The organism is Bacillus sp. FSL R9-9492, assembly GCF_038007365.1.
GTDB lineage: Bacteria > Bacillota > Bacilli > Bacillales > Bacillaceae_G > Bacillus_A > Bacillus_A mycoides.
The window spans coordinates 5,398,404-5,411,172 of the sequence record NZ_JBBOXC010000001.1; the positions used below are offsets into that span (position 1 = coordinate 5,398,404).

Consider the following 12,769-nt stretch of genomic DNA (forward strand, 5'->3'; position numbering starts at 1 on the left):
CTTTTCAAAAAATAATTCACCTTCACTTTATTTCATATGTTAAAATATTTTTTAAATCTAAATATTCTTTCATTTCAAGGGGTGAATTTAGTGCTACCAACAAAATTAAAAAAAGGTGATGAAATAAGGGTTATTTCACCATCTTGTAGTTTAAGTATTGTCTCAAATGAAAACAGAGACCTTGCTATAAAAAGATTAACCGACATAGGCTTTCAAGTTACATTCTCAAAATATGCTGATGAGATAGATCGATTCGCTTCCTCTTCTATTTCTTCACGAGTTCAAGACCTCCACGAAGCATTTAGAGATCCTAATGTAAAAGCCATTTTGACGACACTTGGCGGATACAACTCTAATGGTTTATTGAAACATCTCGATTATGATTTAATTCGAGAAAATCCGAAAATTTTCTGCGGTTATTCTGATATTACCGCTTTAAGTAACGCAATTTATGCTAAAACAGGCTTAGTTACATATTCAGGTCCTCACTTCTCTTCATTTGGAATGGAGAAAGGGCTCGATTATACGACCGATTACTTTTTAAAGTGCTTAACTTCTCATGAACCTATTGAAATACTACCAGCTGAAACTTGGAGCGATGACTCTTGGTATATGGATCAAGAAAATCGAGAATTTATTAAAAATGAAGGATATGTTTCAATTCAAGAAGGGGAAGCGATGGGAGATATTATTGGTGGCAATATGAGCACATTTAATTTACTGCAAGGTACACCATATATGCCAAGCTTACAGGGCAAAATTTTATTTCTTGAAGAGGATAGTTTAACAGGAAAATCTACCCTAAAAACTTTTGATCGATATTTACATTCTCTTATGCATCAACCTGACTTTGAACATGTAAAAGGCATTGTTATAGGACGAATGCAAAAAGGAGCAGAATGTACGATAGAAGACATTCAAGAAATGATTGCTTCAAAGCCTGAACTTACACATATACCTATCATTGCAAATACAAGTTTCGGACATACAACTCCTATTTTTACTTTCCCAATTGGCGGAAGGGCAAAAATCATTTCTAATAAAGAAAGTTCAGCTATCACCATTTTAACGCACTAAAAAAGGAGCGAACGATTCGCTCCTTTTATGGTTTTTCTATTTTTTGCAACGCTTTTTGCGGGATTGATTCTTTCGAGATTTCAGCCCATCCTTTTCCCTGCATACCTTTTGCATAAATTTTTATAAAAGCACCCGTATGCAATTCACGGTTCACCATTCTTTTAATAACTTGTAACTTTCCATCTTCTGTATACCCTTTAAATGTATACAAATATTCATCGTCTTTTTTCTCACTTTTATCTATAACAGCATAATAATCTTGTATTTCTTTATTTGAAAAGAAGTTGTCTACAAAAGCATGCACACCTTCTGTTTTCGTGTTTAAATAATATGCTGTTCCACCTAAAATAATGGCGAACACAGCTAAAACTTTAATTACCAATTTCATAAATGCGCCTCCTGTTTGCACTGCTTTCTCACTAGCCGTATGTCTATACCTGTATTATACGAAAAAAGGCATACTATACTCTATCGAAATGCCTTACACTTTCCTTACATTATTGTAAGAGTTTTTCACCTTACAGCAATTTCCCAATAAAAAATTTTTCCGTTTAACAAACTTTTATATTATTATTGAATGATACAAATTTTTATTACAAAAATCAAAGGAGACAGTTTTCAAATGGCTATCTTGCAAGGTTTAGCACTATTACTTGTTGTACTTTGTCTATTTACACTTTTCAGTTACCGTGCGCCTTACGGAATGAAAGCAATGGGCGCTTTAGCTAATGCAGCAATCGCAAGTTTTCTTATTGAAGCATTTCACCGTTATATTGGTGGAGAAATGTTTCATAATGACTTTTTACAATCAGTAGGAGAAGCTTCTGGTAGTATGAGCGGTGTCGCAGCGGCAATTTTAGTCGCATTAGCAATCGGCGTTTCACCCGTATACGCTGTTTTAATCGGTATAGCTACTAGTGGATTCGGTATTTTACCAGGATTTTTCGCTGGATACGTTTGTGCTTTCGTCGTGAAATTTCTCGAAAAGAAATTACCAGCTGGTGTAGAGTTTTTAGCAATCCTATTTATCGCTGCACCAATTTCACGCGGAATGGCCATGCTTATGGATCCACTCGTTAACGCAACACTCGGTAAAATCGGTTCTATGATTTCAGTTGCAACTACAGAAAGTCCTATCATTATGGGTATTATGCTTGGTGGATTAATAACAGTTATTTCTACATCTCCATTAAGTTCTATGGCACTAACTGCAATGCTTGGATTAACTGGTTTACCAATGGCAATTGGTAGTCTTGCCGTAGCAGCTTCTGCCCCAATGAACTTCATTTTCTTTAAACGACTAAAAATCTGTTCAAAGAAAGATACAATCGCCGTGGCAATCGAGCCGTTAACACAGGCCGATGTTGTCTCAGCAAATCCAATTCCTATCTATATGACAAACTTTGTTGGCGGTGCGCTTGCCGGTATTATTACGTCGCTATTCCAGCTCGTTAATAATGCACCAGGGACAGCATCACCAATTCCAGGACTTCTCGTACTGTTCGGATTTAATGATGTAATAAAAGTAACGATTGCTGCCGTATTATGTGGAATCGTTACCACCATTGTTGGATACGTCGGTTCCATTGTGTTCCGCAAATATCCAATCCGTTCTGCTGATGAAATTCGCGGAATTACTTCGGAAGAGAAAGTTGCGTAAAGAAAGGGAGCTATTCTCATCGTTTGAGAATAGCTCTTTTTTATGTCGCTTGACGGTAAGTAAAATTATATTGAACACAACTCCGCATATATCGACTTAACTACTAAATAAGACAATAATAACCTACCTATTAATAAAAGAAGCCGGCTCAAAACACTTTTTGAGTCGGCTTCACTTTTACTTTATCCAGCTACAGCGGCTAGAATGATCGGTGGCTTCGCTTCTTCCTTCGAGGCAAAAAACGCCTCTACGTCTGAAGCTCCATCCCCCTCACATTCTGAGCGAGCCGCTTGCGCTTTTATTTTATCTAGCTACAGCGGCTAGAATCTCCGGCCATTTCACACTCTCGTTCGAAGCCAAAAGCGCTTCTCGGTCGAGCGTTCCAATGACCTGCGATTCTGAGCGAGCTGCCTACGCTTTTATTTAACCCAACCGAGCAGCATTTCCCGCACGAATTTGCTTGCTGCGATTGGTGTTTGATCACTATGATCGTAGACTGGAGCTACTTCTACTAAGTCTGCTCCGACTACTTTTATATTTGAATTTGCAATTGCTACGATGGACTCTAATAGTTCTTTAGATGTGATACCTCCAGCTTCTAATGTTCCTGTTCCAGGAGCGTGAGCTGGGTCTAATACGTCGATGTCGATTGTGACATAGACTGGGCGTCCTGCAAGTTTCGGTAATACTTCCTTTAACGGTTCTAATACGTCAAATTTATATAAGTTCATACCTACTTCTTTTGCCCATTCGAATTCTTCCTTCATTCCAGAACGAATACCGAAAGAATATACGTTTTCCGGACCAATTAAATCGCACACTTTACGAATTGGTGTAGAGTGGGATAAAGGCTCTCCCTCATATGACTCACGTAAGTCAGTATGAGCATCCATATGGATGATTGCTAAATCCGGATATTTTTTTGCCATTGCCTTAAAAATTGGCCAAGACACTAAGTGCTCTCCGCCGAGACCTAGTGGAAACTTACCGGCATCTAATAGTTTTGTTACATATTCTTCAATCATGTCTATGCTGCGCTGTGGATTCCCAAATGGTAATGGGATATCACCCGCATCAAAATATTTTACCTCTTCTAGTTCACGATCTAAATACGGACTATATTCTTCAAGACCGATTGATACTTCACGAATACGTGCAGGGCCAAAGCGAGATCCTGGACGGAAACTTACTGTCCAATCCATAGGCATCCCGTAAATAACTACCTCTGACTCTTCAAAACTTGGATGACTTTTAATAAATACTTTACCTGAATAAGCTTCATCAAAACGCATATTCTTTTCCTCCTTATGTGGAACTTAAGGTATCCCAACCTTTCACTATTTCTCAAATTTGGAGCGCATTGCTCCTCTTTCTCGATTTACCTGGGCCTTCTTGTTATCACAAGAAGACTACTTCATTTGTAGCAGTGTAAGTAACTAGCATGTTCAAGCCTTCTAGACAAACACCTTAAATGAGTTACTTACACTTTATTTATTTCAATTTAACGCTCTTACTTAATTAAATCGCCAACAAATTTCGGTAATGCGAATGCTGCATTGTGTAATTCTTTTGTGTAATATTTCGTTTCGATTTCATGGAAACGCTCTTCACTTACTTCTAATGGATCATGTTTTTTAGATCCGATTGTGAACGTCCAAAGTCCACTTGGATACGTCGGAATGTTTGCTGTGTATAGACGAGTAATTGGGAAAATCTCTTTTACGTCTTTAAACACAGTTGTAATTAGTTCTGGTGTAAACCAAGGGTTGTCCGTTTGAGCAACGAAAATACCATCTTCTTTTAACGCTTTAGAAATTCCAGCGTAGAAGCCTTTTGTAAATAGGTTTACTGCTGGGCCTACTGGCTCAGTAGAATCTACCATAATTACGTCATATTCATTTTCGCTTTCTGCGATGTGTAGGAAACCGTCTCCTACTTTTACTTCTACACGCTCATCATCTAATGCGCCTGCAATTGATGGTAAGTATTGTTTAGAGTACTCAATTACTTTTCCATCAATTTCAACAAGAGTTGCTTTCTTTACGCTTGGGTGTTTTAATACTTCACGAATAACACCACCATCGCCACCGCCTACTACTAATACGTTTTCAGGGTTTGGATGTGTAAATAAAGGTACGTGCGCTACCATTTCATGATAAACGAACTCGTCCTTTTCTGTTGTCATAACCATGCCATCTAAAATAAGCATGTTTCCGAACTCTTCCGTTTCAACCATATCAAGTTTTTGGAATTCTGTTTGCTCCGTATGTAATGTGCGGTTAATACGCGCCGTAATTCCAAAATGCTTTGTTTGTTTTTCAGTGAACCATAGTTCCATCGTACAATCACGCCTTTCAATGCAAATTTATAATAGGGACATCATTAATGTCCCCTAACAAAAATAAAACAAAACATCCAAAAAGTATAGTTAAAAGTACAAAAATACCGAAAATATATTTTAGTCAGAGGGTTCTAACATATATGTGAAAAGGGATTGCTCTGTAATAGGAAAGAAAACCCTTTCTTAAGAAAGGGTTTTTGTCTCTATTTCTACCGGTTTACGAATCGGAATTAAAATCATTACGCAACCAACTAACACAACAATTCCACCGACTAAAAACGGACTTTGTGGTGAAACTGTATGACCGATGACTCCTGATAAAATTGGAGCAATCGCGCCTCCTAACCAACGAACGAAGTTATAAACACCTGATGTAACAGATCTTTCATAAGGTGAAATATCCATTACATAACTTGTAAATAACGCGTTATTTAAGCCTGATGCTAATCCTGATAGAACGATTAACACGATTTGTAACCACATGATTTTAACGAAGAATAGTGCAATTAAGAAAATCGCAAATACAAGTAAACTACCTTTTAACAATGTTTTTGGTTCATATTTACCTTCTAGCTTATGTGCTAAAATTGCTGATCCGTAAGCTAATGCTAATCCCCATCCGCAAAATACAAATCCTAATTGAATAGCAGATAAATGCATAATCAGTGGTGAATATGCTAACACGACGAAAAATCCGTAGTAGTATAACATCCCGGAAATAGCACCTTGCATAAACGGTTTATACTTCACTAGGTTAAGTAATTCTCCTACGCCTGCCGCTTTACGCTTCACTTTTCGCTCCGGTTCTTTTACAAAAAAGAAAACTAAAATAAATGCTAAAGAAATTAAAATACTCGTCGCAAAAAATGGGTAACGCCAAGAATGTCCACCTAATATACCGCCTAATAAAGGTCCACCTGCCATCCCTAAACCGATAGCTGCTTCATATAATCCTACTGCTTCATGAACTTCTTTACTTAATGCAATTAATAATGTCATCGCCGTTGCGAAGAACATCGCATTTCCTAATCCCCACCCCGCGCGGAAAAGAGATAATTGAGCAATCGTTTGCGATATACCACATATAAATGCAAATACAGTTACAATCGCAAGACCGATCGTCATCATTCGTTTATCACCAAATCTTGATGCGAATATTCCAGCTGGTAACATCATAATTGCCATCGTTAAAATATAAGCTGTAAATAACATCTCGACTTGCCAATGCGAAGCACCAATTTGTTCAGCAATACTTGGTAAAATTGGGTCGACTACTCCTATACCTGAAAAGGCAAGGAAGGTAGCCACCACTGTAATCAATCTCCCTAATTTTTGTTTGCTCTCCATTTTGATTACTCTCCTTTTGTATTCTCTAAAAATGTAACTGCACGGCTTAAACTATCCTCTAGCTCTGCCTTAACACGCTGCATTTGCTCCATTTTTTCGTCTAACGTTTGCACTTGTTTTTCAAGCATCTCTTTAATTTCTTGAATCACTTCACGGTCACGCGGATTCTCACTATTTCTTCTTTGTTCCATTCTTTCTTTTAACGATAAGAAATGTTGCATTTCTTGAAGCGTAATTCCTAGTACTTCTTTCGCTTCCACAATCCTTTTAATTCTCGCAATGTCCTCGTCTGTATACAGGCGAATGTTCCCTTCACTGCGTTCTGGGGGATGAATTAAACCAATTTCCTCATAATAACGAAGTGTACGCTTTGTTAAACCAACTTGCTTTGTTACTTCATCAATTTTATACATGTGTATTCCTCCCTTCACCGATTATTACATTTTACGTTAACGTTAACTTTTGTGCAACTGTTATACTTTTGTAAATGTTTGTCATATGAATTGTATTTTTCTCAAAGCAGTTTCATAATAAAAGAAAAGAGATGATAAGGAGATTTCCACATGAATAAACCACTTATTTTCGCTCATCGCGGGGTAAAAGGAACACACCCAGAAAATACGATGATTGCCTTCCAAGAGGCTGAACGCATTGGGGCTCATGGAATTGAACTTGATGTTCATCTATCAAAAGATGGTGAACTAGTTGTTATTCATGATGAAACGGTGGACCGCACAACAAATGGCGTGGGACTTGTTTCTGAGAAAACTGTAGAGGAATTACAAGCTTTAGATGCTGGTAGCCATAAAGATCCTTCTTTCCATGAGGCGAAAATCCCAACATTACGAGAAGTATTTATTTGGCTCTCTACAACAAATTTACAACTTAACATTGAATTAAAAACAGATGTTCTTCATTATCCAAATATTGAAGAAAAAGTTGTTGCTCTTGTTCGTGAATATCATCTATCCAATCAAATTGCATTTTCATCATTTAACCACGATTCCGTTTCATTATTAGCAGAAATTGCTCCAGAAATTCCAAGAGCGATTTTGTACGATACACCACTTGCAGATCCTATTGCTGAAGCAAAAAGGCGCGAGGCGACTGGATTACATCCAAACTTTCAATTATTAACGAAAGAGTTTGTCCAATTAGCACAGGGGCAAGGATACGTTTTTCGCCCTTACACTATTAATGAATATAAAGATTTACAAACTATGATTGACTATGGTGTAGATGTCATCATTACCGATTGGCCAGCACGTGCCTTTGAGCTCCTTTCTTAATTGAAGGGGCTTTTTTGTTTTCAAAATTTCATTGTTTAAAATAAACGAAAACCCTCAATACTAATACAATAATGCTTGTATTAATGAGGGGCTGAAAAAGATGGATCAGACTATGAATCCAAAACTTAAAAAATATAAACGTCTTTTCTTCACCGTAATGTTTTCTTGTGTTCTTTTTTTCGTTTTTTCCTTTTTTATTATCATTATAGCTGCAAAAATTATGGGTCCTCCCCCTGTTGCAGTGCCGCAAACGAGTGTCTTTTACGCTAATGATGACACTGTTATAGGACAAAGTAATGAAACACAAAAGCGCTATAATGTATCTCTTGATGAAATTTCTCCTTATGTAAAAGAGGCAACACTATCTATTGAAGATCAACGATTCTACAAACATCATGGATTTGATATAAAGCGCATTGTTGGTGCCATTGTTGCCGATTTAAAAGCAATGGCAAAAGTACAAGGTGCTAGTACTATTACACAACAGTATGCTCGTAACCTATACTTAGATCATGATAAAACGTGGAAGCGTAAACTATTAGAGGCAATGTATACCGTTCGCCTTGAAGTGAACTATAATAAAAATCATATTTTAGAAGGATATTTAAATACAATTTATTACGGGCATGGTGCTTACGGAATCGAAGCTGCTTCTCGCCTGTATTTCGATAAAACTGCAAAAGAATTAACATTAGCAGAAGCGAGTATGCTCGCAGGCATTCCGAAAGGACCTAGCTTCTACTCTCCCTTTTTAAAAGAGGAGCGTGCTAAAGGGCGTCAATCTCTCATACTAGATGAAATGGTAGAACAAGGTTATATTACAAAACAGCAAGCTACCTCAGCAAAAAAGGAAACACTTACTTTTGCTTCATTGGATACGAAAAAAGTTGCAGAGGTCGCACCTTATTTCCAAGATGCTGTACAAGCTTCTCTTCTTCGGGATATCGGATTAGATGAGCAAGCCTTACAGCGAGGCGGCTTACGTATTTATACAACGCTAGACCCTAAATTACAATCTGTAGCAGAGCAAGCTGTAAAAAATCATATACCTGAAACAACAAACATCCAAACTGCCCTCGTCTCTATGAATCCAAAAACGGGTGAAGTGGCTGCCCTTGTTGGTGGAACTGATTATAATACGAGTCAATTTAACAGAGCTACACAAGCCGCTCGTCAGCCCGGCTCTACATTTAAGCCATTCCTATATTACGCAGCCTTAGAACGAGGATTCACCCCTGCTACGCGCTTAAAAAGCGAATACACTGTATTCACTTTAGGTGATGGTGTTTCCAAATATAAACCAAAAAATTATAAAAACTATTATGCAGACGACTTTGTGACAATGGCACAAGCACTCGCTGTTTCTGATAACGTATATGCTGTGAAGACAAATCTATTTTTAGGCGAAGACATTCTTACAAAAACAGCGAAGCAATTCGGTATTACTAGCGCATTAAAAGATGTTCCGTCTCTTGCTCTCGGCACATCTCCTGTAAAACCAATTGAAATGGTCAATGCTTATAGCATGTTTGCAAACGGCGGGAAAGAAGTAAAACCAATCTTTATAAGGCGCATCGTTGATCATGAAGGAAATATGCTATACGATGCTCATTTAGAAAGTAAACAAGTTTTAGATAAAAGCAAAGCCTTTGTGATGGAAGAAATGATGGCAGGTATGTTTAATAAAAAACTAAGCAGTTATGCCGCTGTGACCGGTCAATCGATGTTATCAAAACTATCAAGAACATATGCTGGAAAGTCTGGTTCTACAGAAACTGATAGTTGGATGATTGGATTTACCCCACAACTTGTAACAGGGGTCTGGATTGGATACGATCAACCTAAATCCATTTCAAACGTAGCAGAACAAGGATACGCAAAAAAAATATGGACCGATACAATGGAAAAAGGATTAGATGGACAGCCTAAACAAGAGTTCAAACAACCAGCAGATGTTGTTGCAGTCGATGTTAATCCTGAAAACGGTAAGATTGCTACAAAAAATTGTCCCATTTCTGTGAAAATGTATTTCGCAAAAGGTACAGAGCCAACAGAGTATTGTATGGATCACGTTGATGATAAGGAAGAGTTCGAAAAGGTTAGTGAAGAGAAGAAAAAGACGGGTTGGTGGAAAAAATATCTCCCGTGGTAAAAAAATAGCTGACGGAAATCCGTCAGCTATTTTTATTCGCCTAATAATGCGTGGCGCAATTCTTCACTAGATTCGTTCCAAATTGCTTCATTATGCTCTTTTAAGAATGTACCAAGTACTTTTTTAGATGATTCATCCATATGATCAATCATGATGTGACGCTTTAGGGATTTATCCATTTTATTTACATGCTCTGGAAGTGATTTATATCCGCGGCGAATTTCACGATCAACTGTCATTTCACAGGCTGTTGCACCTGCGTAATAAGCACCGTTTGGTGTTCTTTCAATTGTTACCCAAACAAGCCAAAACGGTTTTCCGTTTGGAACTTCATCTTTATTTGTTAAAAACTTAATTCCTTTTTCTACTGTACTACGCGCATGCATCGCACCGATATCAACGAACGCAGTTTTCTCTAATACATCAACAAATACAGGAGAAATATTTTCTAAACTTAATGCCCCAACGCCAAAACCACCATGTCCATCTGTTGAATCATTTTTCACGATATTAAAACCAATTTTTTTCTTTTTCTCTGTCATATGTAAACTCCTCCTCGCTTAATGATTAAAAAAGCCTGAAAATAGGCGCAATGATATTTTGTAAAAATACTAATACATATGGAATAACAACATTGAAAATAGGTTGAATTGTGTAATTGCTAAGCGGTGTAATAACAAGAATTAATAACGCAATTGATCCATACTTTTCATACTGTGTCATTTTCGCACGAATATTTGCTGGTGCTAAATCTTCCACAACGCGATAACCATCAAGTGGCGGGATTGGTAATAAATTAAATACAAGTAAAACAATATTAAGCATAATAAAAATTTGGAAAAATTGATCCAGCGTATCTGCTACTGCAAGTGGCATCGCATCTAACACACCAAACGTTATTAAGCTATACCAAATAATTAAACCAATTGCACTTAAGATAAGATTACTTATCGGTCCCGCAATAGAAACTAATATTCCCGCAAGACGCGGTCTTTTAAAGTTATACGGATTAACAGGTACTGGTCTTGCCCAACCGAATCCAAGAATTAGTACAGCAATCATACCGATAGGATCTAAATGAGCCATCGGTGATAATGTTAAACGTCCTTGCTTTTTCGCTGTATCGTCTCCAAATTTATATGCAACATACGCATGTGCAAATTCATGCACAGATAGCGCAATAATAATTGCCATTGCTACCAATGGAATTTGTTGCAATGGGTATCTAAATAACTGATCCATAACTCATCTCCTCTTCCATATGTCAAAAAAAGAATTTATTTGTTTTTCCGATTGTTCTTCCTCATAATCCGCTATAATAAGAGTGTAACTTACATAAAAGGAGCGATTATACATGCCATACGTAACAGTGAAAATGCTAGAAGGACGCACAGAAGAACAAAAGAAAGCTCTTGCTGAGAAAGTAACAGCAGCAGTAAGCGAAACAACTGGTGCTCCTGAAGAAAACATCGTTGTTTTCATCGAAGAAATGTCTAAAAACCATTATGCAGTTGGCGGAAAACGCTTAAGCGACAAATAATTTCAAGTTTTTTCATAAGAAGCAGCTCTTAGCTGCTTCTTATTTCTTTCCTTCTAACAACTCGATAATTCTCTCTTTATATTTTCCTTTTCTTCCATCTTCATAGATTAAATCATGCGGATAGAATAGCTTTTGATCCGTTCGCTTCTTACCTGTAATCGCCTCAACAATATCCGATTCACGCGAAAGCTCTCTAAGTTCCCCGTTCGGCATAAGAAGTAAGATTGGCAGACGCTCTTCTTCTTCTCCTGCACGGTAAAAGTCATACGGTAAATCCGATGTTGAATCAACAACTAAATAATACTCTGGGTCTAGTCCAATTTTTTTAAATAAGCTACTTAGCTCCATCCAATTATCTAAACCGTGCTTATCTGTAAACTCTACATATTTAAATAGATTTCGATTCATAAAACGGCGGCATAAGTCACTTAAAATCGGATCTTCTTCGTCTTGCCATACTTGGAAGTAATAATACATTACGTTCTCGTCTAACTTTAAATAATCCTCTACTGTCACTTCTTCTTCAAATAAAGAATAGAAATGAACAGGATGATTTTTAAACGCATAATACTTCTCATGCAGTGATTTAGCTCGGTGTAAAATCTTCGTTAAAATTACTTCTGCACTACGTGTTACCGGATGAAAATATACTTGCCAATACATTTGATAACGGCTCATAATATAATGCTCTACAGCATGCATACCACTATTTTTAATGACAACTTGATTACCGTACGGGCGCATGACACGCAGTATACGTTCCATATCAAAGTTCCCATACTTTACACCAGTAAAATATGCATCTCTTAATAAATAATCCATACGATCGGCATCAATTTGGCTCGAAATCATACTAATCGCTAATTTATTAGTAGATGTTTTCGCAATTACATCTGCTACCTTTTGCGGGAAATCCTTATCCACACGGCTTAACACACGATTAATTTCCGTATCACCAACGATAATCTTTTGCGTAAATTTCTCATGATCTAACGAAAATACTTTTTCAAACGAGTGAGAAAATGGGCCGTGACCGACATCATGAAGTAATGACGCACATAAACATAACAATCTATCTTCAGCATTCCAGTTCGGTCTGCCATCAAACACATCATCAATCATACGACGAATAATTTCATATACACCTAACGAATGAGTAAAGCGACTATGCTCTGCACCGTGAAATGTAAAAAATGTCGTACCAAGCTGCTTAATACGGCGCAAGCGTTGAAATTCTTTCGTTCCGATTAAATCCCAAATAACGCGATCACGCACGTGTACATATTTATGTACTGGGTCTTTAAACACTTTTGTTTCGCTGAGTTTGTCGTTTAAATATACCACTTTCCGACATCCCCCTTTC

Annotated in this window: 13 protein-coding genes; 5 read left to right on the forward strand and 8 right to left on the reverse strand. The window is 37.3% G+C overall.

The annotated features are described in order from the left end of the window. Positions 1–36: 36 nt before the first annotated feature. Positions 37–1,077, forward strand: a complete 1,041-nt coding sequence (locus MKY70_RS27775) for a S66 family peptidase (protein ID WP_341026261.1) — start codon at positions 37–39, stop codon at positions 1,075–1,077. A gap of 25 nt (positions 1,078–1,102) precedes the next feature. Here MKY70_RS27775 and MKY70_RS27780 read toward each other — a convergent pair whose 3' ends face one another. Beyond that, positions 1,103–1,465 carry a YxeA family protein gene (locus MKY70_RS27780; RefSeq protein ID WP_002130097.1) on the reverse strand — a complete coding sequence of 121 codons (363 nt, stop codon included), beginning with the start codon at positions 1,463–1,465 and terminating at the stop codon, positions 1,103–1,105. A gap of 234 nt (positions 1,466–1,699) precedes the next feature. Here MKY70_RS27780 and MKY70_RS27785 point away from each other — a divergent pair, with 234 nt between their 5' ends. After that, positions 1,700–2,737 (forward strand): PTS sugar transporter subunit IIC, encoded by a 1,038-nt coding sequence (locus MKY70_RS27785; RefSeq protein WP_002034865.1) that lies wholly within the window; start codon positions 1,700–1,702, stop codon positions 2,735–2,737. Positions 2,738–3,156: 419 nt separating this feature from the next. Here the strand turns inward: MKY70_RS27785 and speB are convergent, their stop codons facing one another. The 4 genes from speB to MKY70_RS27805 form a co-directional block, all read right to left on the reverse strand. Further along, complete coding sequence (gene speB / locus MKY70_RS27790) at positions 3,157–4,029, reverse strand: agmatinase (RefSeq protein ID WP_341026263.1); 873 nt, start codon at positions 4,027–4,029, stop codon at positions 3,157–3,159. 218 nt (positions 4,030–4,247) lie between these two features. After that, entirely contained in the window at positions 4,248–5,075 is an 828-nt protein-coding gene (gene speE / locus MKY70_RS27795) for a polyamine aminopropyltransferase (protein WP_000424693.1), read from the reverse strand. Positions 5,076–5,261: 186 nt separating this feature from the next. Further along, a complete protein-coding gene (locus MKY70_RS27800) occupies positions 5,262–6,425 on the reverse strand; it encodes an MFS transporter (protein ID WP_002016352.1) in 1,164 nt (387 codons plus the stop codon). 5 nt (positions 6,426–6,430) lie between these two features. Further along, positions 6,431–6,838, reverse strand: coding sequence for a MerR family transcriptional regulator (locus tag MKY70_RS27805; protein ID WP_002016353.1), 408 nt, complete (start codon positions 6,836–6,838; stop codon positions 6,431–6,433). Between the two features lie 150 nt (positions 6,839–6,988). Here MKY70_RS27805 and MKY70_RS27810 point away from each other — a divergent pair, with 150 nt between their 5' ends. Together MKY70_RS27810 and MKY70_RS27815 are read left to right on the forward strand one after the other, a co-directional pair. Next, positions 6,989–7,714, forward strand: coding sequence for a glycerophosphodiester phosphodiesterase (locus MKY70_RS27810; RefSeq protein WP_002089801.1), 726 nt, complete (start codon positions 6,989–6,991; stop codon positions 7,712–7,714). 100 nt (positions 7,715–7,814) lie between these two features. Continuing rightward, positions 7,815–9,866: a transglycosylase domain-containing protein gene (locus MKY70_RS27815; RefSeq protein WP_002167313.1), complete on the forward strand. Its 2,052-nt coding sequence runs from the start codon at positions 7,815–7,817 to the stop codon at positions 9,864–9,866. A gap of 32 nt (positions 9,867–9,898) precedes the next feature. Here the strand turns inward: MKY70_RS27815 and MKY70_RS27820 are convergent, their stop codons facing one another. Continuing rightward, positions 9,899–10,408 (reverse strand): YwhD family protein, encoded by a 510-nt coding sequence (locus MKY70_RS27820; RefSeq protein ID WP_002016357.1) that lies wholly within the window; start codon positions 10,406–10,408, stop codon positions 9,899–9,901. Between the two features lie 25 nt (positions 10,409–10,433). After that, positions 10,434–11,108 (reverse strand): site-2 protease family protein, encoded by a 675-nt coding sequence (locus MKY70_RS27825; protein WP_002016358.1) that lies wholly within the window; start codon positions 11,106–11,108, stop codon positions 10,434–10,436. Between the two features lie 112 nt (positions 11,109–11,220). Between MKY70_RS27825 and MKY70_RS27830 the strand changes: the two genes are divergently transcribed. Next, a complete protein-coding gene (locus MKY70_RS27830; RefSeq protein ID WP_001147171.1) occupies positions 11,221–11,406 on the forward strand; it encodes a 2-hydroxymuconate tautomerase in 186 nt (61 codons plus the stop codon). Between the two features lie 39 nt (positions 11,407–11,445). Here the strand turns inward: MKY70_RS27830 and MKY70_RS27835 are convergent, their stop codons facing one another. Further along, a complete protein-coding gene (locus tag MKY70_RS27835; protein WP_002143908.1) occupies positions 11,446–12,750 on the reverse strand; it encodes an HD domain-containing protein in 1,305 nt (434 codons plus the stop codon). Between the last annotated feature and the right edge of the window lie 19 nt (positions 12,751–12,769).